The sequence below is a fragment of the Bacillus infantis genome (assembly GCF_008180445.1).
GTDB classification, from domain to species: domain Bacteria; phylum Bacillota; class Bacilli; order Bacillales; family Cytobacillaceae; genus Bacillus_AB; species Bacillus_AB infantis_B.
Window position 1 is genome coordinate 249,323 of the sequence record NZ_VTER01000007.1, and the last position, 23,540, is coordinate 272,862.

The window sequence follows — 23,540 nt, forward strand, 5'->3', positions numbered from 1 at the left end:
TGGCCAATTTATGGGGCCAATCTCCTTTTTTGCTGCTTCTAATTGTAGTTTATAATATTCAAAATTTACTTTAGTTTGATATAAACCGTCTACTCGTGCTATAAGTGTATATGGAGCAAAAACTTTTGCCTAAGTTCTGGGATGAAAGTATGATAGAATATCCCATAATGAAAGGATTTGAATTTCAACATGACTAATAATTTCTGGCGTGAATTGCCACGGCCATTTTTTATACTTGCACCAATGGAAGATGTGACGGATGTTGTGTTCCGCCATGTCGTGAGTGAAGCTGCTCGGCCTGATGTGTTTTTTACAGAGTTTACGAATACGGAAAGCTATTGCCATCCGGAGGGAAACCAGAGTGTGCGCGGGCGTCTGACTTTTACGGAAGATGAACAGCCGATGGTTGCCCATATTTGGGGAGACAAGCCAGAATTTTTCCGGCAGACGAGTATTGGTGTGGCGGAGCAGGGTTTCCGCGGCATTGATATCAATATGGGATGTCCGGTCCCGAATGTAGCCCAGAGAGGAAAGGGCAGCGGCCTGATTCTCCGTCCTGATGTGGCTGCAGAGATTGTGCAGGCAGCAAAAGCGGGCGGATTGCCTGTCAGTGTGAAGACAAGGCTCGGCTATACTGAACTAGATGAGTGGCAGGACTGGCTCACACACATTCTGGAACAGGATATCGCTAATCTTTCAATCCACCTTCGGACTCGCAAAGAAATGAGTGAAGTGGATGCTCACTGGGAGCTGATTCCTGAAATCAAGAAGCTTCGTGACCGTGTGGCACCGGACACCCTTTTGACCATTAACGGAGATATCCTTGACCGCCAAGCCGGCCAGCAGCTGGTTGATCAATATGGTGTCGATGGTGTGATGATTGGCCGCGGTATTTTTAAAAATCCATTTGCCTTTGAAAAAGAGCCGAAAGATCATACTCCTAAGGAACTGCTTGATCTCTTGAGATTGCACCTGGATCTTCATGATAAATATTCGAAAGAGCTGGAAGCACGTCCGTTCAGGGCTCTTCACCGCTTTTTCAAGATTTATGTGAAAGGGTTCCGTGGTGCGGGCGAATTAAGAAATCAGTTGATGAATACTGATACAACAGCTGATGTGCGAGTTTTGCTTGATAGCTATGAGAGTAAGATTGAGGAAAGTGTTACTAACTAAATAAGCAGGCTGACTGGGAAGAGATTCGCTCCTTATTCACAAAGTTATTATTAAGACCTCAACTATATGTTGAGGTCTTTTCGTTGTGGTTTAAGGATAATTTCCCGTTCATATTCCTAACTGGACTTGTAACAAGATCTTCTCAGCGGGGTGGTTTTTATATGTCGAATGTAGTATGGATTTCTCAGCAATTCGCCTGATTCAATATATGCCTTTACCTTCTATGATTAAAGCATCATCTATAGGAAGGAAGAGGCATATGAAAAATGCAGGATTATATGAAACGCACATAAATACAAAAAACTTAATCAATGCGATTCAATTTTACCAGGAGCTGCAATTGGAATTGGCTTATACAGTGGAAGAAAGAAGGGTGGCCTTCTTTTGGCTGGGGGAACCATCAAAGAAAGAACAGATGCTGGGAATCTGGGAAGTTTCTGAAGACAAATTCACACCGTCTCACTTCGCATTTTCGGTGTCACTTAAAGAGCTGTTGGAGGTACCTGGATTTTTGGGGCAGAAAGGTATAGACCTTTCTCCATCTTTTGGATTAGATGCAGGCGAACCTATTGTACACCCCTGGATGCCTGCTGCCAGCTGCTATTTCAAGGACTTGGATGGCAACTCATTGGAATATATAGCTGTTTTAGATCAGGAACCTAATTGGGATCTTTCGCCTATGCATCTCAAACAATGGTTAGAGTTTGATCGGTGCCTGCAAAATCGACCAATCTCTATATAACAAGTTGAATACAATCTCTTAACGTGGTGGCTGCCGCATCCCGTTTTGTCGACTAAGACAAAAGGGAAGAGGCAGGCATCTTTTTTTCAATCAATGACAGAATCAATAAAAATCCTCCAATATAATATAAAGCTTGTCGGAATTTGCATATTAAAATAAACAGAAAATTTCAAATATACTGTTGACGTATAACATCATATGACGTACTATAATTATCAATATGATGTTATAGGACATCATAAAAAACCGGAGGTGCTAGTATGACACAATCAGTTTCTAAATCGCCAATCAAAACCAATAGTAAGGAGGGGGGAGTAATGAAACAGGAACATACTAATCAAATCCAATTAGCCATTGAAGCCATTGAGAACAAAAATGTTCAGAATGTATTTTTCGTAGCCTGCGGAGGATCGATGGCATCTCTATCTTTTGGAGATTATTTCATCACAAAAGATACGGGGAAACCGAGCTTTGTTTATACTTCTAATGAATTTGTCCATTTAAATCCTAAAGCACTAAATGAAAACAGCCTGGTTATCCTGCGCTCACATTCAGGGACTACGCCAGAAACAGTTAAAGCAGCTACATATGCCCGGGGTAAAGGAGCTCTAACTGTCGCCATCTCTATGGATGTTGAATCTCCGCTCTGCAAAGAAGCAGAATATGTCCTTCACTACAATTACAAAGATGGATCAGATGCCATTGACGGTGAAATCGGTATATATTACACATTCATTTTCAAGCTGTTAAAGATTTTTACTGGTGACGAAAAGTATGATAGAGGAATTGAGCAGTTAAGCAATCTGGGAGATTTAATCGAGAAGAACCAGCAGCAGTTTAGAGAAGCAGCTTTTGATTTCGGCAAACGCAATAAGAGGGAGAATACGATCTATACGATGGCAAGCGGGGCTTATATCCACCATGCCTATTCTTTCACCAGCTGCCTGCTGATGGAAATGCTGTGGATCCATTCAAATGCTATTCATTCCGGAGAGTATTTCCATGGCCCATTTGAAATTACAGACTTTGATGTGCCATTCCTTTTGATAGCAGGCGAAGGACCAAGCAGGCCATTAGATGAGCGGGCACTGGATTTCGTAAAGCAGTACAGTGAGAAAGTAGAAGTAGTAGATGCTTCTAAGTTTGATTACAGCGGAGTGGATGAAGATTTGAAGGAGTACTTTGGCCCGGCCCTAACAGGTCCTGTTATGAGGCTTTATGCTGATGGCCTTGCAGAACATAAAGGACATCCTCTTTCAGTAAGAAGATACATGTGGAAGATGGAGTATTAATTCTATTGGAATTGGTGTAAAATCTTTAAAAATAACTATATCAATGAGGCGATCATATGAAAAAAATGTTCAGCATTCTTTTAGTCGGCATTATCGCGGCCGGTATTATGGCAGGATGTAACTCATCTGTTGACTCAGGCTCAAAATCGAATGGCGATGATGTAGTTATTGATTTCTTCCACCGCTGGCCAAATGAACCAAGAAAATCATTCTATGATCAAAAAATCAAAGAGTTTGAGGAGTCGCATCCTGGCGTCACTATTAATGTGGATTCTGTTCTCAATGATTCTTATAAAGAAAAGGTACGGGTTTTAGTATCAAATGATGGCCTTCCGGATATTTTCTCTTCCTGGTCAGACTCTTTCGCTGAAAATCTGGTAAGTTCCGGCCGGATTAAGGAACTGAATGACATCATTAATGAAGACACAGAGTGGAGCGGCAGTATTCTTGAGTCCCAATATGCCGGATTTACTTTTGATGACAGCACATACGGCATTCCTTTCACGGTAGATGGAAAAGCCTTCTTCTACAATAAGGAGATCTTTGAGAAAAATAATATTAAGGTTCCAAAAACATACGATGAACTGGTGGATGTTTTAGAGCAATTAAAGTCTGCGGGTTATGAAACGCCTGTTGTCGAAGGGCTGACGAATGCCTGGGCTATCTCACACTACTTGGGTACCATTTTTGATAGAGTAGTAGATCCTGAAGTGCGGGAGGCAGACTATAATCTGGAAAGTGATACACCATACACAGATGAAGGATATATCCGCGGTTTAGAAATATTCCAGGAGCTGACTGGTTTTATGGGAGAGGTGTCTACCGCAATTGACCATGAAGCTGCCAGAAATATGTTTGCTGCTGGAGAAGTGCCAATTCTGTATATGCAATTTGCTGAAGTAGGATTGGTCCAGGAGATTGGCGATGTAGAAATTGGGTTTTTCAACTTTCCGGAAGTAACGGATGGAGCAGGTCGTGCGGACTCCCTGACCGGCGCGCCTGAAGGGTGGATGCTTAGTAAGGATGCTCCTAAAGAAGCTGTAGAGTTCCTGAAATTCCTGACTTCCGAGGAAACAGCCCAGGAATTTACGAAAACTGATGGCCAGCTGAATGCTGTAAAGAATGGCGTAACAGAGGAGAATACAAGTCCTACCAGCTATGAAGCCTATCAAATTGTGTTAGATGCAGCATCGACAGCACCATGGTTTGACAATGCAGTTGATATTACGATTGCCGACATCTTTATGCGCGGCGGCCAGGAGCTGGCTACGAAACAAAAATCGCCGGAAGATATTATGAAAGAGGTTCAAAAAGAAGCAGCGAAAAAGAGCGAGTAACAGAGGAGGGCCCTGACATTCGGGTGTCGGGGCTTTCTAATTATCGGGAAAGCGGGTAATAAGTATGAAATTAAGAAAAATGTCTATGACGCCAATTCTCTTTCTTTTGCCAACTGTACTATTCCTGGGCATTTTCATCTACATACCACTCATTCAGAACTTTTATAACAGCTTCTTCGATTTCAATGTATTTTCAGATTCAAAATCCTTTGTTGGCATGAGTAATATAAAGCAATTATTTGAAGATGAAGTAATCGGGATCGCATTATGGAACAATGTGAAATATGGAGTTATTTCTGTGATTTTTCAAATATTCTTTGCCTTAATCCTGGCAAGTATTCTTGAAGATAAATTGTTTCGCAAAGTCGCTCCAGCCCTCAGGATCATCTACTTTATCCCTGTGATGATCTCCATTTCTGTTATTGCCCTGCTGTTTGGTTTTGTATATAATCCGCAAATTGGATTGTTAAACAGCTTCCTGGAGTTAATTGGACTAGGTGATCTTGCAAAACCATGGCTTGGCAATTCAACAACCGCGATCTACAGTGTTATTGCCATGTCCCAATGGCAGAGTATCGGTCTAATTACAATGCTTTTCATTGTAGCCATTCAAAAAATCCCTAATGAATTATATGAGGCATCCCATATAGATGGCGCAGGAAAAATACGCCAGTTTTTTCACATTACTCTTCCTCAAGTTAAGGAAACGATGTTTGTCAATCTGCTGATCACAGTTACTGGTTCCATCCTGGTATTTAATGAGCCCTATATCCTGACCAATGGGGGACCAGGGAACAGCTCGATGACCTTGGCTGTTCATATGTATCAGAATGGATTCTTCAAAGACAATATGGGCTATGCTTCTTCAATCGCCACAACCATGTTTCTGCTGTCGGCAATCTTTGCCTTAGTCCAGATCAAAGTGTCTAAAACAGGAAAGGAAGATTGATGATGAAAATAGAAAATCTTCAAACCAATGAGTTAACTTTCCCGGCCGTAAAAAGAAGGCAGCTGACCCGTAAAACTCGGCTTTCCAGAAATTTAGTTTTCCTTGGACTAATCATTTTCGCCATCATGATCCTCTACCCGCTTTTTTGGATGGTGATCTCTTCGTTTAAAAGCTATAAGGAGATTTATTCAAATGTCTGGGCACTCCCCAGCGAATGGCATTTTGAGAATTATGCATTAGCATGGGAAAAAGGAATCCAAAATTACTTTCTGAACAGCGCTTATGTTACCGGCTTTTCAATCCTGCTTACTGTTATGACAGGTACCATGGCAGCCTTTGTGCTGGCCAGATACCGCAGCCGCTGGATTGATGCAGCTCTTTTATTCATCATTGGCGGACTGATGATGAATCCGCAGGTGGCTCTCATTCCATTATTTGAGATTTTATCGCTTTTTAATTTGATCGATACAAGGTGGGCTTTAATTCTGACATATGTTGCTTATCGGCTGCCCCTTACCATCATACTGATCCGCGCTTTCTTCATAACCGTGCCTCAAGAGCTGTCAGAATCTGCCTTGATCGATGGCTGCAGTGAGTTTGGGATCTATTGGAGGATATACTTGCCGCTGTCTATTCCGATTGTGATAACTTCAGTGATTATTAACGCCTTCTATGCTTGGAACGAGTTCTTATTTGCAACAGTATTCATTAATTCCAGCGAGCTGAAAACGATTCCATCAGGGCTTATGGTCTTCCGGGATGCACTGCGAACAGATTGGGGTGTCCTGCTATCAGGAATGGTCATTGCGTCAATCCCGATGGTTCTATTGTTGATTGCTCTCCAAAAATATTTAGTACGAGGCCTTGCAGAAGGCTCGGTGAAAGGATAATGACGATGAAATTAATGGCTGTGGGTGACAATGTTGTAGACTGCTATTTGGACCGGAACGAATATTTTCCTGGCGGCAATTGTGTGAATGTCGCTGTAAATGCCAAGCGAAACGGTGCAAGCCGTGTCGGCTATATTGGGATTTTTGCTACAGATGAGCCTGCAAAACATATCAAAAATGCATTGCAGCAAGAGGGTGTCGACTTCCAGTTTTCCAGGGATGCTATCGGCATCACAGGCCAGCCCAAAGTCGCGCTCACAGAGGACAATGATCGGGTATTTGTAGGAGGACCTAAAGACACTGTGCAGCACCGGTTTAAAATTCAGCTGATTCCGGAGGAAATTGATTATATTAAGCAATTTGATGTTTGCCATGTGAGCTGCTATTCGTCGATGGAAAGCGAACTGGCTAAGATCGCTAAAGAGATTAAAGTTTCGTATGATTTTTCAAATCGGAAAGACCTGGAATATATTTCATCTATAGCCCCATCTATCACTTATGCATTTTTCTCAGCTGCAGAATTATCTGAAGCAGAACTTAATGATTTCATTGCAGACCTTGAATCGTTTGGCTTTGAGGTTATAGGTCTGACACGGGGAGGAGAGCCGGCTGTATTCGTCCATCAAGAGAATATCTATAAGCAGAAACTGAGGAAAATTAATGTTGTCGATACAATGGGGGCAGGAGACAGCTTGATTGCAGGCTTTCTGACTGAATATGCCAAGAGCGGCAATGTAGAAAAGGCTCTTGAAAAAGGAACCCTTTCTGCTGAAAAGACATGCCAGGAATATGGGGGATTTGGGTATCCCGCAAACATGTGATTCTTTTTATTTACGGGCGGATTCATGTATAATTATTGTAAAATTGAGATATTGAGGCGTTGACAATGGAAAAAGACAATCTAAATCGAGATCAGCTTTATTTATACGAAGAAATCATGACCGGACTGATGCACTATATTAAAAGCAATGGACTAAAAGAGGGAGATCGAATCCCCACCGAGAAAGAATTGGGAGATTTATTCAAAGCCAGCCGCATATCTATCAGACGCGCCATCAAGGAATTAGTTGACGAAGGTACTCTTACAATTGTCAGAGGCAAGGGCACTTTTGTAAGTGCCCCAAGAAAAGAAATTCATTTATTGGACCTGCAGGGTTTTACCGAAGGATTAACAACCGAAAATGACACGATAACGAAAGATATCATTTCCATCCAGAAAATCAAAAGCGATCCGGATTTAGACAGGATTTTTAACAGCCGATATAAGGAGTATATTGAACTTGTGCGAAAAGTCTACCGCAATGACCAGGCGCTAAGCGTAGATTACGCCTATTTGCCTGTTGATCTTTATCCAGGCATCGAAGAAAAAATAACGCCCGAAAGTTCTACTTTTGCTATTATTCATGATGAGTATGCAGTTAAGTTTAAAAGAGTCCGCAAAAACCTGGAATTTGTCTATCCAGACGAAGAATTGCAAACACACTTAAAAGTGAATAATTTCAATTTACTTGTCCTGGTGGATAAAGTGATTTATGGTGAACAGGATTTACCTGTCCACTATTCAAAGTACTATCTGATTGCTGAACGTGTACAGTTGAGGTTAGAGCATATTATTAATCCTGAATGATCTATAACTATACTTCCAGACTGAAAATCCCTTAGAAACGAACGTTTCTGGAAGTTATGGGTATAAGTACATCTTCAGGGGGGGCGGATAAGATAAGTGGAGTTTGAAATAGCGAATTACAATATCACAAGATCATCTGGTTTTAAGGGATTTGAAATCAATTTTGAAGTGGATGGCAAGGATTTTGTTTTCCTGCTTGGCAATGATAGCCATCCTTTCCCAGTAGGAGTAAAACATCAATTTAGACTAAAAGGCAATTGCCCACTTTGCGGGAAAGTTATTTTTCCATCACCAATTGGGCAGCAGCCGTGTACATATTTTGCTTATAATAAGCAACAGGATTTATTGGTGTATTTTGCGCCATTTTTGCCATAATACTAAAATTTTTTTGATTGATAGCACTTATAGGGAGACTGCTCTGAGCAGCTCCCTATTTATTTTGCCGGGTGTTGGGTTAATGGTCTATTTACCCCAATTTTTTTTGTGAAAGTGCCCAAATTAATCTTTTTTCTATTAAAATGGTATTAACTTAACATATTTCTGATAATTTAGATAACTAAGCATTTTTTTAATGACAAGTATTTGGATCCTGGAAAATAACTTCCAGATGTTTACTTATAACAGTTGTTCTAAAGAATTACAAAATAGATAAAAAATACTGTTGGTGGGGGGAAGATTAGAATGCTGAATACCCGAATGAGCAGTATTCTAAAAGCTTTAATAGAAACAGATGATGTAATCACAAGCGAGTACCTGGCAAATATCATACAGGTTACTTCCCGTACAATCAGGAATTCAATAAAAGAGTTAAATATGCTGCTTGCTGAAAACGGCGCTGAAATTAAATCGGTCCGCGGAACTGGATATAAATTGACTGTTGGGGATGATGCCAAATTTCAAAATTTGCTGTTTCGAGTTGCAGGAGAAGATTCATTAAAAAGCGGGCATATACCGAACCTTCCGGAAGATCGTGTCCAGTTTCTGATCAAGCGGCTTCTTTTTGCTGATAAATATGTGAAACTGGATGACCTGGCTGAAGAATTATTCATTAGCAAATCTTCCATTCAAAATGATTTAAGAGAAGCCAAAAGGATTTTACAGCAGTATGCTATTACAGTTGAGAAGCGGCCGAATTATGGCCTCAAGTTAAAGGGAGATGAAGTTAAACTTCGCTTTTGCATGTCCCAGTATATTTACAATCGGGAAAAAACGGTCCTTGACCTATTTGAAAGCCGCATGTCCATTCTGCCAAAAGAAGAAGTCCAGCTGATCCGAAAAATTATTCTTGATCAAGTCAGGGTAAGCGGTATATCACTTTCCGACATGGGCCTGAATAATTTGATCACTCATATTGCCATTGCCTGCTGCAGGATACGATGTGAAAAATATGTAATGATATTCCCGAAAGACATGCATGAAATCATAAACCAAAAGGAGTATATAGTAGCTTCTGAAATAGTCCAGGAAATAAATAAACATCTTTTCGTAGAGTTTCCAGAGTCGGAAATTGCCTATATAGCCATTCATTTAATGGGGATCAGAATGATTGCTCATTTTCATTTGAATGAAACAGAAATACGCAGTCTTGTTGATGAGGAAGTCTTTAATCTGGCAAAAAAAATCCTGAGTATGATTGAACAAAAGCTAAAGCTGGGCATTAAAAATGATAAGGAATTGTTTGTTAGCATGTGTTTGCATCTTAAGCCCGCATTAAATCGGTTCAGATTCGGCATGAATATCCGGAACCCGATGCTGGATGCGATAAAATCCAATTATCCGGTAGCCTTTCAGGCAGGCGTTCTGGCTGGGATTTGTATCAAAGAAGAATATGGATACCAAATTGGTGAAAGCGAGGTCGCCTATCTGGCTCTTCACTTTGGAGCGGCGATGGAGAGAGTCAAGGCAAACCATTCAGTCAAACGCTGTCTGATTGTCTGTGCTTCAGGAGTCGGCAGCGCCCGGCTTTTATATCACAAGCTCGAGTCCCAATTTGGTTCCAGGCTGGAGCTGGCAGGGACAACAGAATATTATAAAATAAATGAAATCCCGCTGGACACGATCGATTTTATTGTCAGTACAGTTCCCATTGCCTCTGAACTTCCAGTCCCGGTCATTCAGGTAAACACTATACTTGGGGGGCCTGATTTATTAAAGATTGAGAGAGTATTGGAGGATCATACCGGACAGTCTTTTGCTTATACAAGAAAAGAGCTGGTTTTTCTTCAAAAGGAATTTGAAACAAAAGAAGAAGTATTAAGGTTTTTAGCAAGTGAGTTAACAGGTCTGGGTTTGACTGATGAACACTTTTTGCCTGCCGTTTTGGAAAGGGAGGAAGTTTCTCCAACTTGCTTTGGAAACCTGGTTGCCATACCTCATCCGATCATGCCGCGAACGGATGAAACATTCTGGGCCATATGCACACTTCAGAAACCTGTCGACTGGGATAATAAGCGGGTGCAATTTGTTTGTTTGCTATGTGTAAGAAAAAACAGTAAAGAAGACTTGGTCAATATGTACAAGCTCCTGATAGAAGTGGTTGAGGACAGCACGCTGGTACACCAATTATTGAAGAGCAAAACTTATAATGAGTTTATATCTGTTTTCCTGAGCAAAAAAGAATAAAGCAGTTCCACCATGCCAGTCAATTTGGCATGGTGTTTTTTAGGTTTGTAAGCAAACGAAATAACTAAGGAGATAAAGTTTAAAAAACTTTCATTATCCGAAGGGAATTTTGATTAGTCAGAATTGTCTAATAAAAAATTTCCGTTGCTCAACGGAAAAAGTGTATGTGTTAATGGAAGCGTTTTCAATTTAGTATTAAGGTACGAGCAAGGAGATTCCACTTAAAAGAGGGGTGATAAAGTGAACATATTGCTGTGCTGTTCAGCCGGGATGTCTACAAGTCTGTTAGTTACAAAGATGGAGAAAAGTGCAAGAGAACAAGATAAAGAATATACAATTTGGGCTGTTTCAAGTGATGCGGTACACCATCATATTGACAGGGCGGATGTGCTGCTTCTAGGCCCTCAAGTGCGTTTTATGCTTCCTCAATTGAAGAAGCTGGGTGAAGAAAAAAAGATCCCGGTTGACGTAATTAATATCGTTCACTATGGCACATGCAATGGGACCGAAGTATTAAGCTTTGCAGAAAAATTAGTAAATAAATAGGGGGAGTGAGTTTAATGAGCAAAATGAATGATTTCCTTGAAAATAAGGTGATGCCTGTGGCAGGCAGGGTAGCGGGCCAGCGCCATCTTCAGGCACTCCGTGATGGAATTATCCTGACGATGCCGCTGATTATTGTCGGTTCATTATTTCTGATTCTTGGTTTCTTGCCTATTCCCGGCTATGACGACTTCATGGCAAATACATTCGGTGATCAATGGCTGACAAAGCTGATGTATCCAGTGGGTGCGACCTTCGATATTATGGCCTTGATTGCCGCCTTTGGCATAGCTTACCGCCTTGCTGAAAAATATGGAGTGGATGCGCTGTCTGCAGGTGCAATTTCTGTTGCGGCATTTCTTTTGGCAACACCGTACCAGGTCTCCTTTACGCCAGACGGAGCATCAGAAGCAGTACTTGTAGGAGGAGCGATCCCGGCCGCTTTAATGGGAAGCAAGGGACTTTTTGTAGCGATGCTTATTGCCATGCTCTCAACGGAAATATACCGATTTATCATCCAAAAAAATATCATTATTAAAATGCCTGATGGCGTACCGCCTGCTGTCAGCAAATCATTCGTTGCACTTATACCTGGTTTTATTGTTATAGCCTTGATTTGGGTTCTTAGGCTTCTTGTAGAGCAAACAGACTTTCAGAGCTTGCATAATATCATTGGCGAAGTCCTCGGAAAACCACTTGGCATTCTGGGCGGAAGCTTGATCGGCAGCCTGGTTGCAGTATTTCTTGTACAGCTGTTATGGTCCTGTGGATTACATGGAGCTTCCATTGTTGGAGGAGTAATGGGGCCAATTTGGCTCTCAGCAATGGATGCCAACCGCCTTGCGTTCCAGGGGGGCGAAACTTTGCCGAATATATTCACACAGCAATTTTTCGATATCTTTGTATATATAGGAGGAAGCGGCGCAACGTTAGCATTGGTGCTTGCGATGATTTTGAGGGCACGAAGCAAGCAAATGAAGCAATTAGGCCGTCTAGCTATCGGGCCGGGACTATTCAATATTAACGAACCTGTCGTATTTGGAATGCCAATAGTGATGAACCCTATTTTGATCGTTCCGTTTGTACTTACACCGCTTGTAATGGTCTTAACCACCTATATTGGCATGAGTACAGGGCTGGTCGCAAAACCGGCAGGAATTGCGGTTCCATGGACAATGCCTCCGATTATCGGGGGATATTTGGCAGCAGGAGGAAAAATGTCAGGTGCTGTCCTGCAATTAATAAACTTTGCCTTAGCTTTTACCATCTATTATCCTTTCTTCCGCATCTGGGATAAACAAAAGCTCGTTGAAGAAGGCGGTTTTCAGCCTCCAGTCGATGCCAATAAAAAAGTTGCAAGCATGTAAGGAGCTGAAGTAATGACTAAGTTAATCATCAATGCCGATGATTTCGGCTATTCAAAAGGAGTTAATCTGGGAATCATTGAAGCCTTTCAAAATGGTGTGGTTACCTCAACCACATTAATGGCAAATATGCCTGGAGCAGAACATGCTGCCGGCCTGGCGAAGAATAACCCTGGCCTTGGAGTGGGAATCCATTTCGTGTTGACCTGCGGAAGGCCGGTAAGCAATGAAGCGGCCTCGCTTGTAAATAGCCAAGGAGAATTTAACAGGATATCGGCAATAGAGGAGGATGGAATTCCAGAGGAAATTGAACTTGAATTAAGGAGCCAATTTGAAAAGTTCATTTCTTTTGGCATAATACCCACTCATATCGACAGCCATCATCATGTGCATTCACTTCCAAATGTTTATCCCGCTGTAGAAAAAATAGCCAGGGAAAATCAATTGCCTATTAGAAAAGTAAGTTCAGATCCAAACCCATTGCAGCCTGTCCAATATTTTAATCATGAATTTTATGGAGATCAGCTGACGACAGAGTATTTGCTCGAACTGCTTGATAAAGCACGTCCTTATGAAACTGCAGAGTTAATGACACATCCTGCTTTTGTTGATGAACAGGTCTATGCTGGCAGTTCATATGCTTTGCAGCGTGTCAGGGAACTAACCATATTAACCGACCCTGCTGTTCAAAAAGCCATTACTGACAGGGGCATAGACCTTATAACCTTTAGGGAGGTTTCTATTAAGTCCGTGGTTTGAAAGGGATGAACAGGTTCCTGGACTGGCATGGTCCGGAACCTGTTTAGATGAATTCCAGTGATAAAAAAAGAATTAATGAATTTTATGGAGGACATTTTTTGCAAGATAAACAAATCAGGGAGGAATAAGAGGATGAATATTTTGCTATGCTGCGCAGCAGGAATGTCTACAAGCTTATTGGTGACTAAAATGGAAACAGCAGCTAAAAGCCAGGGCATTGAGGCTAAGATTTGGGCGGAAGGGGCTGATGCAGTTAAACGGCATATCGACAATGCAGATGTATTGCTCCTTGGTCCGCAGGTGCGCTATTTAATGCCTCAAATGAAAAAGCTGTGCGAGGAAAAAAATATACCAGTAGATTCTATCAATCCTGTTCATTATGGAATGTGCAATGGACCGGAAGTCTTAAAGGCAGCTATTGATCTGATCAACGGTCAAAAGGGATAGCTTCATAGGTCCCTTCTTGCACATGAAATAGGTAGAACATGTCTTTTATAAATAAATCATAGAAGGAAGGGATGTTTTCTTTATGGCTAGCATCGAAGAGACAATCTTTCAGATCATCCTTCATGGCGGCAATGGGAAAAGCTCTGCCATGGAAGCGATTGCTGCTGCAAAGAGCGGGGATATAGCTGGGGCAAGAAAAAAAATTGAGGAAGCTGCTAATGAGCTGAATAGCGCGCATCTCATCCAAACGTCTCTGATCCAAAGGGAAGTGAGAGGAGAAAGTACAGAGATTACTTTGTTAATGGTGCATGCTCAGGACCATCTTATGAATGCGATTACAATAAAAGACATGGCAGGCGAATTTGTAGACTTGTATGAGCACGTAAATCTATCCGGAGGTGTGAATGCATGAAAAAAGGATTAAAAATCGCTACCATTGGCGGGGGGTCAAGTTATACCCCTGAGTTAGTTGAAGGCTTTATTAAGAGATATCATGAGCTGCCAGTCAGTGAACTTTGGCTGGTTGATGTGGAAGCCGGGAAAGAAAAGCTTGAGATCGTAGGGAACCTCGCTAAACGGATGGTTCAGAAGGCAGGCCTCCCAATCGAGGTTCACCTGACTCTTGATCGTAAACAAGCTTTGAAGGATGCCAATTTTGTAACGACTCAATTTCGGGTAGGTTTATTGGATGCACGGGCAAAGGATGAGAGAATCCCTTTAAAATATGGGGTGCTGGGACAAGAAACAAACGGTCCTGGTGGATTATTCAAGGGCTTGCGGACTATACCGGTTATTTTGGATATTTGCAGAGATATGGAGGAATTGTGTCCTGATGCCTGGCTGATTAACTTTACAAATCCTGCTGGAATGGTAACGGAAGCGGTGCTCCGCTATTCTAATATCAAAAAGGTAGTTGGCCTCTGCAATGTACCTATAGGAATGGAAATGGGAATTGCTAAACTGCTTGATGTAGAACATTCCCGTATCCGGATCGATTTTGCCGGATTGAATCACATGGTATATGGCCTTGATGTATACCTGGATGGGGAGAGTGTAAAAGGAAAAGTAATAGACCTTCTCACTGATCCGCAGAATAGCAGCTTTGTAAAGAATGTTCAGGGAATTGGATGGGAACCATCTTTTCTCAAAGCCTTAAACGTTCTTCCATGCCCGTACCATTTGTATTATTATAAAACGAGAGAAATGGTTGAAAAGGACTTGAAAAATTCAGAAATGGAAGGTACTCGCGCAGAAGTGGTTCAAAAACTCGAAAATGAGCTTTTTGAGCTTTATAAGAATCCCAACCTGGACATTAAGCCGCCGCAGCTTGAGAAACGCGGAGGCGCATACTATTCTGATGCAGCTGTCCGTTTGATTTCATCTATGTACAATGATAAACGCGATATCCAGCCTGTGAATACTGTGAATAACGGAGCGATAGCGAGCATTCCGGATGATTCAGCAGTCGAGGTAAGCTGTATTATTACAAAGGACGGCCCTAGACCTATTGTCATGGGTGACCTCCCTGTGCCGGTCCGCGGATTGGTCCAGCAGATTAAATCTTTTGAACGAATTGCTGCAGAGGCTGCTGTTACGGGAGATTATGACAAAGCTGTCCTTGCACTGACAATCAATCCTTTAGTGGCATCTGATAAACTTGCAAGACAGATTGTCGACGAAATGCTTGAAGCCCATAAAGAGCATTTGCCGCAGTTTTTTAATAAGGTAGAGGCATAGAATACATAAGAATCCGGCTGACAGGGCTGGATTCTTTCTTTCTGTGTGCTTCATAGACCAGAAATGTATAAGCTCTTCAGGTGTATATGGATTAATCCTGCAGAATGCCTTATAATCTTTTGAAATACCAGCTAGACATAATAGAGTATGATACTCAACACATTATTTAGAAGCTTTAAAGCAAAAATAACTCTTTTTAAAGGAAGTAACCATGACCCTACAACAACTAAAATACGTAATCGAAGTAGCCAGAAGCCGTTCGATCAACAAAGCAGCACAAAGGCTGTTTATCAGCCAGCCCAGTCTTTCGAATGCACTGAAAGAGCTGGAGGAGGAAGTGGGGATCACGATTTTTTCGCGGTCAAATAAGGGGATTGTCATCACTCCAGAAGGATCAGAGTTTCTTGGCTATGCCAGGCAGGTGGTGGAGCAGGCAGAGCTTCTTGAAAATCGTTATACGAATGCACGGTCTCCGCAGCAGCATTTTTCTGTTTCTGCCCAGCACTATGCCTTTGCGGTCAGTGCGTTTGTGCGCCTGTTAAAAGAATATGATCCGGAGGAATATGAATTCAGCCTGCGGGAAACGAAGACCTATGAAATCATTGATGATGTGAAGAATCTGCGCAGTGAGATCGGGATTTTGTATGTGAATGAATTCAATAGAAATGTGATTTATAAGTTTTTGAGGGATGGAAGCCTGAAGTTTCATGAGCTGTTTGAGGCAGATCCCCATATCTTTATCAGCTCCACAAATCCGCTTGCTGAAAGGGATTATGTCACTTTATCTGATTTGGATCCTTATCCCTATCTCTCATATGAGCAGGGAGACTATAATTCTTTCTATTTTTCCGAGGAGATTCTCAGTACGCTGTCAAGGCCGAAGAATATCCGGGTGACGGATCGGGCCACTCTGTTTAACCTGCTGATTGGGTTGGATGGCTATACCATTTCTACAGGAGTCATCAGCCATAAATTAAACAGCAAGGATATTATAGCCATTCCCTTAAAGGTGGATGAGAAGATTAATGTGGGTTATATCACGCATAAAAATGTGACCAACAGCCCGCTTGCTAATATCTATATCCAATATTTAAAAGAAAGCATAAAAGAAGAGCTTGGCGGGTTATAGCTTTAAGCTATAACAAGGCATAGCGACATTGTGTTACGTTATAAGAATTTCCCTGTGCTACACTTACTTTAATTAAAACAAGCCAAGTTCCAGGGCAGCTTTTTTTAAGATAAGAGCTTTGGAAATTTGGGGAGAGGGAGTTCACTATGACTAAAACACTTGTTAAAGCTCCATTCAGAGCAGATCATGTAGGAAGCTTATTGCGCCCGGAGCGGATTCATAAGAGCAGGAAGGAGTTCCAGGAAGGCACGATTACAGCCCAGGAGCTGCACGCGATCGAAACAGAAGAAATTAAAAAGATTGTGGACAAGCAAATTGAGGTCGGCCTTCAGGCTGTCACCGACGGGGAATTCCGCCGCAGATTCTGGCATACAGATTTCCTTGAGCATCTTAATGGGGTAGAGGGCTATGTGCCGGATCATGGCTTTGCCTTCAAAGGAGAAGAAACGGAAAGGTATGATGTGAGGGTCACAGGAAAAATTTCGTTTAACCAAGAGCATCCGCATATTAAAGACTTTCTTGAATTTAAAGAAATTGTCGGTGACCGAGCGGTTGCAAAGCAGACCATCCCAAGCCCTAACCAATTGTTTAACGCTGGCATCCGCAACCTCGACATCTATCCGGATGTTGAAGAATATGCGAACGATATTATCCAGACTTACAAGGATGCAATAAAAGCATTCTATGATGCAGGCTGCCGCTACCTTCAATTTGATGATGTGTACATCGCCGGCCTGAATGCACCGGAGATTCCTTTCAATGACAGCGGCTATTCACGTGAGGAATTAATCAGCCTGGCATTAAGAGTTGTGAACGGTGTGCTGGAGGATAAACCGGAGGATCTGACTGTAACCACTCACCTGTGCCGCGGGAACTACCGTTCGAAGTGGGCATTCGAAGGCAGCTATGCCAAGATTGCGCCTGTATTGTTTGCAAAAGAGAAGGTGAACGGATTCTTCCTGGAATATGATGATGACCGTTCCGGCGATTTCGGTCCTCTGGAGTTCGTTCCAAATGGCGGCCCGTTGGTGGTGCTGGGTGTATTCACGTCCAAGCATGGCACTTTGGAAGACAAGGAGAACATTAAAGCACGTGTAGAAGAAGCCACAAAATACCTGCCGCTGGAGCAATTATGCATCAGCCCGCAATGCGGATTCGCTTCTACCCATCACGGCAATATCCTGACAGAGGAAGAGCAGTGGGCAAAGCTGAAGTATATTGTAGATATTTCTAAGGAGATTTGGGGATAAAATATTTAGCGGACAGCTCTTGGCGGCTGTCCGCTTTTTTTCGTACCGATTATAAAAAGGACATCCCCATTCCACAAACACTAACATTCAAACAGGCCTTCCCATCATACACTGTCATGGAGGTGAGATATATGCCACGAGTGAATTACCGAAGTGCTGACGTGGACCTGATGGCCAGGATGATGCGGGCAGAGGCTGAAGGGGAAGGCAAGCAAGGGATGCTGTATGTGGGAAATGTAATTGTGAACCGTCTTTTAGCCAATTGTTTGGATTTTAAGGAATTGAGATCCGTACGGGATGTCATTTATCAGGTGCAGGGCGGAAATTATTCTTTTGAAGCCGTCCAAAAGGGGAATGTGTTTTATCAAAGGGCAAGGGAAGCTGAGAGAAGATTAGCCAAGCAGAACCTTGATTATTGGAGACAGCATCCGGGGAAGTATGCTCTCTGGTATTTTAATCCGTATGCCCCTTGTCCTCCCACTTGGTATGATCAGCCATTTGCCGGCCAGTTCAAGAATCATTGTTATTATGAACCGAAGGCAGGGACTTGTGAGGCTGTTTATTCCGGGTAAGCTTACTCTCTTTGAGTAGGCTTTTTTATTTTCACGGCAGCAGATAGGGTGAATGTTAAAATGCCAGTTTTTGAAAAAAAACATTAGCCTTGATATACTGGACTTGTGAACGCTTACTTTTTATTTTAATATAGGAATATAATGTTTAATAAATTCCAATCCTGATATAATGATAAAAGTACAGAATTTTTGATTTTTCCAGTATAAAGTGAACCTTTGCACTTTTTTCCTAACGAAAAATAATATATAATTATCAGATAATAGTAGATAAATTACCCAATAAATCATTATAATAGAATATGAAAGGGTTTTATTTGAAACGGAAGAGTGAATTTCTAGGTGAAATAGCGCACAATCTTTTTTCACATATAGGAGGCAAAGAACGTATTATGAGCAGCGTACAGAAAGCAACAGACGTTATCTTAATTGGTGCCGGGATCATGAGCGCAACATTGGGTTCTTTTCTGAAGGAGCTGGCTCCTGAGTGGGAGATCAAGGTTTTTGAGAAGCTTGCAGGTGCAGGCGAAGAGAGCTCAAACGAGTGGAATAATGCAGGTACAGGCCATGCAGCCTTGTGCGAGCTGAATTATACGCCAGAGAAGCCGGATGGCTCTATTGATATAAAGAAAGCGATTAATATAAACGAACAATTCCAGCTGTCGCGCCAGTTTTGGTCTTATTTAGTCAAAAAGGACCTTATCCGCAATCCGCAGGAATTCATCATGCCTATACCGCATATGAGCCTTGTGGAAGGTGAAAAAAATGTAGAATTCCTTCAAAAGCGATTTAAAGCGCTTTCAGGTGTGCCGCTGTTTCAGGGCATGGAATTCTCAAGTGATCCAAGGAAATTGAAGGAATGGATCCCTCTTATCATGGAAGACCGGAAATCAACCGAACCGATCGCCGCTACGAAAATTGATTCCGGTACTGATGTGAACTTCGGTGCTTTGACAAGGATGCTGTTCGACTATTTAGAAAAGCAAAATGTAGAAATGAATTACAAGCATACGGTAAAGGATATCAAGCGCAACAGCCAGGGCTTGTGGGACGTGAAGGTAAAGAATCTTGAGAGCGGTGCTGTGGAACACCATACTGCCAAGTTCGTGTTCATCGGTGGCGGGGGCGGCAGTCTGCCGCTGCTGCAGAAAACCGGGATCCCTGAGTCAAAGCGTATCGGCGGCTTCCCTGTCAGCGGACTTTTCCTTGTCTGCAATAATCCGGAGGTCATTGCCAGGCACCATGCCAAGGTATACGGGAAAGCAAAGGTCGGAGCGCCGCCGATGTCGGTTCCGCATCTTGATACAAGGTATATCGATAACAAGAAGTCGCTGCTGTTCGGTCCTTTTGCCGGATTCTCGCCTAAGTTCCTGAAAACAGGCTCTAATTTCGATCTGATCGGTTCTGTTAAACCGAATAATGTCTTTACCATGCTGGCAGCGGGTATGAAGGAATTCCCTTTGACCAAGTATTTGATCGAGCAGGTGCTGCTGTCGCATGAAAAGCGGATTCAGGAGCTGCGCGAGTTCATCCCGAACGCACAAAGCGGTGATTGGGATACAGTCGTAGCCGGCCAGCGCGTGCAGGTCATCAAGGACACAGAAGCGGGCGGCAAAGGAACGCTGCAATTTGGGACAGAGGTTGTGAGTGCGTCAGATGGTTCTGTTGCCGCATTGCTCGGAGCATCTCCAGGTGCATCAACTGCCGTACAGGTCATGCTCGAAGTGCTTGAGAAATGCTTCCCTGAGCATATGCAGAAATGGCAGCCGAAAATCAAAGAAATGATTCCGTCATTCGGTTTGTCGCTGGCCAGCAATCCAGCACTTTTCCATGAAATCCAGACTTCGACAGCCGAGACGCTTGGCTTGATGAAAAAAGAATTGGTTTCCTAGAAAAATATTATGTTAACACCATAAACAACCTGAGCCTTTAATCATGATTAGATTAGAGGTTCTTTTTCTATTTAAATGAGAAGGAAAGTGGGAGGGAAAATGGATTATATAAGAACAATGCGAAAAATGATTGGGCATGAAACGCTGTTCACTGTCGGCTGCGGCATCATCATTGAGAACGAGGGGAAAATCCTCCTTCAGCACCGTACAGACGAGGATAATTGGTGCATACCCGGTGGAGTGATGGAGCTGGGCGAAACGTTTGAGCAGACGGCTAAAAGAGAAACTCTTGAAGAAACAGGGCTGGAAGTTCAGAGGCTTGAGCTGTTCGGGATTTACTCAGGGGAGAAATGCTTTGTTGAATATCCCAATAAAGACAGGGTATTCAGTGTCCAGATTATATTCAAAACCAGCTCTTTCAGCGGGACCTTAAAGCAAACGGGAGACGAAAGCAGGGAGCATCGGTATTTTGAGAAGAACGGCCTGCCAGGCAATTTAAATCCAAGGCAGAAGGAGTTTATTCAAGATTGGGCGGAGGGGAAGAAGACGCCTGTACTGGATTAAAATGAAAGAGTAATCTGTATACAGGCATCCAACTGAAGGAGTATCTGAAATTTGAAGACCCTGCAAAATTGCGGGGCTTTTCTATTATGCAAGCAATCCGCAGACAGAACCATTAAATCCAGAATAATTTAGTCATCCTTAATTTCTTCTTTAAAATTTCTTTAACATTTCCTCCTATACTGAGTTTTGTTAAGAGAATGATTAGGAGGAAAGATAATGGAAAAATCGATTATGTTCACTATTGAATCATGGTATCTGCTGGGTCCGCTCTTATTCATGGGGCTTCTGGTCCTGGCGGTCTGGGGAAAGCGTCAAGAAAGGAAGTTGACCTTAGCTCAATACGCTGTTTTATTGTCATTTGGAATATACTTGCTTTGCGTGATCCATCTTGTGTTTTTCCCGATAGAAGTGAATATAGGAAAGTATGCGAATCAGACAAAATGGTATCAGGCTGTGAACTTCATTCCAGTCCTGACAATTGATATCACGACTTTTATGCTGAATGTGCTTATGCTTGTGCCATTCGGGATGTACCTTCCGTTCCTGAACAGGAGAATAGCTTCCTTTAAAGATGCTGCAAAGCTTGGTTTTGCATTGAGTCTAGCTTTTGAAATGGTTCAGCTGCTGATCAGGGTTACGCTTGGGAGCGGCAGAAGTACGGATGTGAATGATCTGCTGGCAAATACAGCAGGAGCTATAATTGGATTTTTCATAGTGAAAAGCTTGTTTAAAATGAAGCTTATTGGCGGTCTGCTGAAGCAGTTTCAGCTGCATGAAAAGAAGGGAGAGTCAGTCATTGACGAGAATATTGATTGTTGATGATGATCAGCATATTGCAGAGCTGATTGAGGTGTATTTAAAGAATGAAGGCTATGAGATCAGTAAAGCTGGCAATGGGGTTGAGGCATTGAACAGCTTCGGCAAAAGCCAGCCGGATTTGATCATTCTGGATATTATGATGCCTGAGATGGACGGGCTGTCTTTTTGCACGCAGGTGAGGAAGAACAGCCAGGTGCCTATTCTGATGGTGAGTGCAAAGGTAGAGGATATGGACAAAATCGTGGGTCTGATGACTGGTGCCGATGACTATATGAGCAAGCCATTTAATCCGCTGGAGCTCACAGCAAGAGTGAAGGCTCTTCTCAGGAGAGCAAACTACTCCCAGCCAGAAAAGGGAGATGCTGTTCTGCAAATCGGCCCGCTTGCAATCGATAAACAAAAGCATCATGTGCTGGCCGAAGGGAATAGCATAAAGCTAACTTCCATTGAGTTTGAGATCCTTTATCTGCTGGCAAGAAACCAGGGCCGTGTTTTTTCATCTGAAGAAATATTTGAAAGTGTTTGGAATGAACCAGGTGAAGGGTCCAATAAGACAGTTATGGTCCATATAAGCAATCTGCGCGAAAAGCTTGAAGCAGCTTTACCAGGCGAAAAAATCATTCACACGGTATGGGGAGTGGGGTATAAAATTGAAAGATAATCTTAAGCATATCCTCAGGTTCATTCCAAAATGGAAGATTGCAATGTATATCATCCTCTCTTTCTTTCTTGCACTTGCTGTTGCCGCCCTCCTATTGCCGGCTGTCTGGTATATAGAGGACAATTCGAGATTTGCTGAAAGCCTCCTGTTCCTTTTATCTTACGGAAGGTCATTAGTGCTTCTCGTTTTTTATGCAATCCTTATGACAGGGTTCCTGCTGCTTTTTTACCTGTACGAAAGAAAAAGGTACCTCAGCTTTTATGTGAAAAAGCTGACAGAAGAGGTGCATCAGCTGGCTTTTGAAGAGGGCCCAGCTGTATTATCCGGCAATGGAGAATTCAGCAGGCTGGCTGAAGGGATTCAGGAGATCTTCACTAAGTCGGAGCAGGCTATTGGCGAAGTAAGAAAAGCAGAGCAGCTGAAAAATGAGCTGGTGACAAATGTGGCACATGATTTGCGGTCTCCGCTCACTTCCATCATCGGCTATTTAAATTTGATCAATGAAGATCGCTATCAGGATGAGGTGGAGCTGCGCCATTATATCCAGGTCATCACTGATAAGACAGCAGGTTTGCATTCCTTGATAGACGACATTTTCGAATACACATACATGCAGAACCAGCAGGCACTCTTTGAAAAGCATCCGATCGATTTGGAGGAATTGATGAATCAGCTTGCGGTTCAATCCCGTGTGCAGCTGGAGGACGCGGGGATGGAATGGCGGCAGTTCCTGGAAGGAGATGAACCCCCTATTGTTCCCGGGGACGGAGGGAAGCTGATCCGGGTCTTTGAGAACCTGATCCAAAACGCTGTCCGGTATGGCAGAGAAGGAAAGTATCTGGATATCATATTTGGAGGCACAGGCAATATTGTCGAAATACAGGTTGTCAATTACGGAACTGCCATCCCAGCGAATGACCTTCCTCATATTTTTGAACGGTTTTTCCGGGTCGAAAAATCCCGTTCGCATTTTACTGGAGGGTCTGGTCTCGGACTGGCGATAGCAAAGAGCATCATTGAGCTGCATGGAGGAACTATTGAAGCAGCAAGCAGCCCGGGAAGAACAGCTTTTATCATCAGACTGCCAAGAGGATATAATGATGAAGGCAAAGTACTTAATAAATTTCGGATTCAAGCCAGTATAAGCAGTCGGGTTTAGGGAGAAGATTTGAGT

24 protein-coding genes are annotated in these 23,540 nt (G+C 42.6%); all 24 read left to right on the plus strand.

All coding sequences use genetic code 11. From position 1 onward, the window contains the following. The first annotated feature begins 189 nt into the window (after positions 1-189). The 24 genes from FZD51_RS15295 to FZD51_RS15410 all read left to right on the plus strand — a co-directional run bounded on the left by FZD51_RS15295 (position 190) and on the right by FZD51_RS15410 (position 23,525). On the plus strand, positions 190-1,173 hold the full coding sequence (locus FZD51_RS15295; RefSeq protein WP_148975569.1) for a tRNA dihydrouridine synthase: 984 nt from the start codon (positions 190-192) through the stop codon (positions 1,171-1,173). Between the two features lie 259 nt (positions 1,174-1,432). Next, positions 1,433-1,915 (plus strand): VOC family protein, encoded by a 483-nt coding sequence (locus FZD51_RS15300; protein WP_148975570.1) that lies wholly within the window; start codon positions 1,433-1,435, stop codon positions 1,913-1,915. A 317-nt stretch (positions 1,916-2,232) separates the two neighbouring features. Then, complete coding sequence (locus tag FZD51_RS15305; RefSeq protein ID WP_148975571.1) at positions 2,233-3,207, plus strand: SIS domain-containing protein; 975 nt, start codon at positions 2,233-2,235, stop codon at positions 3,205-3,207. Positions 3,208-3,263: 56 nt separating this feature from the next. After that, on the plus strand, positions 3,264-4,544 hold the full coding sequence (locus FZD51_RS15310; protein ID WP_148975572.1) for an ABC transporter substrate-binding protein: 1,281 nt from the start codon (positions 3,264-3,266) through the stop codon (positions 4,542-4,544). Between the two features lie 64 nt (positions 4,545-4,608). Further along, on the plus strand, positions 4,609-5,493 hold the full coding sequence (locus tag FZD51_RS15315) for a carbohydrate ABC transporter permease (RefSeq protein ID WP_148975573.1): 885 nt from the start codon (positions 4,609-4,611) through the stop codon (positions 5,491-5,493). Next, entirely contained in the window at positions 5,493-6,383 is an 891-nt protein-coding gene (locus tag FZD51_RS15320) for a carbohydrate ABC transporter permease (RefSeq protein WP_148975574.1), read from the plus strand. The genes FZD51_RS15315 and FZD51_RS15320 overlap by 1 nt, the downstream gene beginning before the upstream one ends. Then, on the plus strand, positions 6,383-7,204 hold the full coding sequence (locus tag FZD51_RS15325) for a PfkB family carbohydrate kinase (protein WP_148975575.1): 822 nt from the start codon (positions 6,383-6,385) through the stop codon (positions 7,202-7,204). Before FZD51_RS15320 ends, FZD51_RS15325 begins: the two co-directional genes overlap by 1 nt. Before the next feature lie 65 nt (positions 7,205-7,269). Further along, positions 7,270-8,010: a GntR family transcriptional regulator gene (locus tag FZD51_RS15330; RefSeq protein ID WP_148975576.1), complete on the plus strand. Its 741-nt coding sequence runs from the start codon at positions 7,270-7,272 to the stop codon at positions 8,008-8,010. Positions 8,011-8,106: 96 nt separating this feature from the next. Beyond that, positions 8,107-8,385, plus strand: a complete 279-nt coding sequence (locus tag FZD51_RS15335) for a hypothetical protein (protein ID WP_148975577.1) — start codon at positions 8,107-8,109, stop codon at positions 8,383-8,385. Between the two features lie 306 nt (positions 8,386-8,691). Beyond that, complete coding sequence (locus FZD51_RS15340) at positions 8,692-10,632, plus strand: BglG family transcription antiterminator (protein ID WP_148975578.1); 1,941 nt, start codon at positions 8,692-8,694, stop codon at positions 10,630-10,632. A 240-nt stretch (positions 10,633-10,872) separates the two neighbouring features. After that, positions 10,873-11,178, plus strand: a complete 306-nt coding sequence (locus FZD51_RS15345; RefSeq protein ID WP_022543755.1) for a PTS sugar transporter subunit IIB — start codon at positions 10,873-10,875, stop codon at positions 11,176-11,178. A gap of 14 nt (positions 11,179-11,192) precedes the next feature. Next, positions 11,193-12,542: a PTS cellobiose transporter subunit IIC gene (gene celB / locus FZD51_RS15350; protein WP_148975579.1), complete on the plus strand. Its 1,350-nt coding sequence runs from the start codon at positions 11,193-11,195 to the stop codon at positions 12,540-12,542. Between the two features lie 12 nt (positions 12,543-12,554). Then, positions 12,555-13,298, plus strand: coding sequence for a chitin disaccharide deacetylase (gene chbG, locus FZD51_RS15355; protein WP_129612341.1), 744 nt, complete (start codon positions 12,555-12,557; stop codon positions 13,296-13,298). A 132-nt stretch (positions 13,299-13,430) separates the two neighbouring features. Then, a complete protein-coding gene (locus FZD51_RS15360; RefSeq protein WP_022543756.1) occupies positions 13,431-13,745 on the plus strand; it encodes a PTS sugar transporter subunit IIB in 315 nt (104 codons plus the stop codon). 82 nt (positions 13,746-13,827) lie between these two features. Further along, on the plus strand, positions 13,828-14,157 hold the full coding sequence (locus FZD51_RS15365; RefSeq protein ID WP_148975580.1) for a PTS sugar transporter subunit IIA: 330 nt from the start codon (positions 13,828-13,830) through the stop codon (positions 14,155-14,157). After that, complete coding sequence (locus tag FZD51_RS15370; RefSeq protein ID WP_148975581.1) at positions 14,154-15,482, plus strand: 6-phospho-beta-glucosidase; 1,329 nt, start codon at positions 14,154-14,156, stop codon at positions 15,480-15,482. The genes FZD51_RS15365 and FZD51_RS15370 overlap by 4 nt, the downstream gene beginning before the upstream one ends. A gap of 211 nt (positions 15,483-15,693) precedes the next feature. Beyond that, positions 15,694-16,611, plus strand: a complete 918-nt coding sequence (locus FZD51_RS15375) for a LysR family transcriptional regulator (RefSeq protein ID WP_148975582.1) — start codon at positions 15,694-15,696, stop codon at positions 16,609-16,611. Between the two features lie 146 nt (positions 16,612-16,757). Continuing rightward, positions 16,758-17,861 (plus strand): 5-methyltetrahydropteroyltriglutamate--homocysteine S-methyltransferase, encoded by a 1,104-nt coding sequence (locus FZD51_RS15380; protein WP_148975583.1) that lies wholly within the window; start codon positions 16,758-16,760, stop codon positions 17,859-17,861. A gap of 131 nt (positions 17,862-17,992) precedes the next feature. Further along, complete coding sequence (locus FZD51_RS15385; protein ID WP_148975584.1) at positions 17,993-18,433, plus strand: cell wall hydrolase; 441 nt, start codon at positions 17,993-17,995, stop codon at positions 18,431-18,433. Positions 18,434-18,732: 299 nt separating this feature from the next. Then, positions 18,733-20,322, plus strand: a complete 1,590-nt coding sequence (locus tag FZD51_RS15390) for a malate:quinone oxidoreductase (RefSeq protein WP_148975585.1) — start codon at positions 18,733-18,735, stop codon at positions 20,320-20,322. 99 nt (positions 20,323-20,421) lie between these two features. Further along, positions 20,422-20,886 carry an NUDIX hydrolase gene (locus FZD51_RS15395; RefSeq protein WP_187445780.1) on the plus strand — a complete coding sequence of 155 codons (465 nt, stop codon included), beginning with the start codon at positions 20,422-20,424 and terminating at the stop codon, positions 20,884-20,886. Between the two features lie 216 nt (positions 20,887-21,102). Next, positions 21,103-21,705 carry a VanZ family protein gene (locus FZD51_RS15400; protein ID WP_148975587.1) on the plus strand — a complete coding sequence of 201 codons (603 nt, stop codon included), beginning with the start codon at positions 21,103-21,105 and terminating at the stop codon, positions 21,703-21,705. Further along, positions 21,659-22,366: a response regulator transcription factor gene (locus FZD51_RS15405; protein WP_148975588.1), complete on the plus strand. Its 708-nt coding sequence runs from the start codon at positions 21,659-21,661 to the stop codon at positions 22,364-22,366. Before FZD51_RS15400 ends, FZD51_RS15405 begins: the two co-directional genes overlap by 47 nt. After that, the gene (locus FZD51_RS15410) at positions 22,356-23,525 is read left to right on the plus strand and encodes a sensor histidine kinase (protein ID WP_148975589.1); all 1,170 of its coding nucleotides are present in this window, start codon (positions 22,356-22,358) and stop codon (positions 23,523-23,525) included. The genes FZD51_RS15405 and FZD51_RS15410 overlap by 11 nt, the downstream gene beginning before the upstream one ends. The last annotated feature ends 15 nt before the right edge of the window (positions 23,526-23,540 follow it).

Excerpts from the sequence above, each read along its gene's own strand:
- FZD51_RS15325 (WP_148975575.1), top strand. The coding sequence starts at position 6,383 with ATGACGATGAAATTAATGGCTGTGGGTGACAATGTTGTAGACTGCTAT.
- FZD51_RS15380 (WP_148975583.1), top strand. The coding sequence starts at position 16,758 with ATGACTAAAACACTTGTTAAAGCTCCATTCAGAGCAGATCATGTAGGA.
- FZD51_RS15360 (WP_022543756.1), top strand. The coding sequence starts at position 13,431 with ATGAATATTTTGCTATGCTGCGCAGCAGGAATGTCTACAAGCTTATTG.
- FZD51_RS15320 (WP_148975574.1), top strand. The coding sequence starts at position 5,493 with ATGATGAAAATAGAAAATCTTCAAACCAATGAGTTAACTTTCCCGGCC.
- FZD51_RS15405 (WP_148975588.1), top strand. The coding sequence starts at position 21,659 with ATGAAAAGAAGGGAGAGTCAGTCATTGACGAGAATATTGATTGTTGAT.
- celB (WP_148975579.1), top strand. The coding sequence starts at position 11,193 with ATGAGCAAAATGAATGATTTCCTTGAAAATAAGGTGATGCCTGTGGCA.
- FZD51_RS15400 (WP_148975587.1), top strand. The coding sequence starts at position 21,103 with ATGGAAAAATCGATTATGTTCACTATTGAATCATGGTATCTGCTGGGT.
- FZD51_RS15390 (WP_148975585.1), top strand. The coding sequence starts at position 18,733 with ATGAAAGGGTTTTATTTGAAACGGAAGAGTGAATTTCTAGGTGAAATA.
- FZD51_RS15315 (WP_148975573.1), top strand. The coding sequence starts at position 4,609 with ATGAAATTAAGAAAAATGTCTATGACGCCAATTCTCTTTCTTTTGCCA.
- chbG (WP_129612341.1), top strand. The coding sequence starts at position 12,555 with ATGACTAAGTTAATCATCAATGCCGATGATTTCGGCTATTCAAAAGGA.
- FZD51_RS15330 (WP_148975576.1), top strand. The coding sequence starts at position 7,270 with ATGGAAAAAGACAATCTAAATCGAGATCAGCTTTATTTATACGAAGAA.
- FZD51_RS15370 (WP_148975581.1), top strand. The coding sequence starts at position 14,154 with ATGAAAAAAGGATTAAAAATCGCTACCATTGGCGGGGGGTCAAGTTAT.
- FZD51_RS15310 (WP_148975572.1), top strand. The coding sequence starts at position 3,264 with ATGAAAAAAATGTTCAGCATTCTTTTAGTCGGCATTATCGCGGCCGGT.
- FZD51_RS15385 (WP_148975584.1), top strand. The coding sequence starts at position 17,993 with ATGCCACGAGTGAATTACCGAAGTGCTGACGTGGACCTGATGGCCAGG.
- FZD51_RS15340 (WP_148975578.1), top strand. The coding sequence starts at position 8,692 with ATGCTGAATACCCGAATGAGCAGTATTCTAAAAGCTTTAATAGAAACA.
- FZD51_RS15365 (WP_148975580.1), top strand. The coding sequence starts at position 13,828 with ATGGCTAGCATCGAAGAGACAATCTTTCAGATCATCCTTCATGGCGGC.
- FZD51_RS15305 (WP_148975571.1), top strand. The coding sequence starts at position 2,233 with ATGAAACAGGAACATACTAATCAAATCCAATTAGCCATTGAAGCCATT.
- FZD51_RS15300 (WP_148975570.1), top strand. The coding sequence starts at position 1,433 with ATGAAAAATGCAGGATTATATGAAACGCACATAAATACAAAAAACTTA.
- FZD51_RS15375 (WP_148975582.1), top strand. The coding sequence starts at position 15,694 with ATGACCCTACAACAACTAAAATACGTAATCGAAGTAGCCAGAAGCCGT.
- FZD51_RS15295 (WP_148975569.1), top strand. The coding sequence starts at position 190 with ATGACTAATAATTTCTGGCGTGAATTGCCACGGCCATTTTTTATACTT.
- FZD51_RS15395 (WP_187445780.1), top strand. The coding sequence starts at position 20,422 with ATGGATTATATAAGAACAATGCGAAAAATGATTGGGCATGAAACGCTG.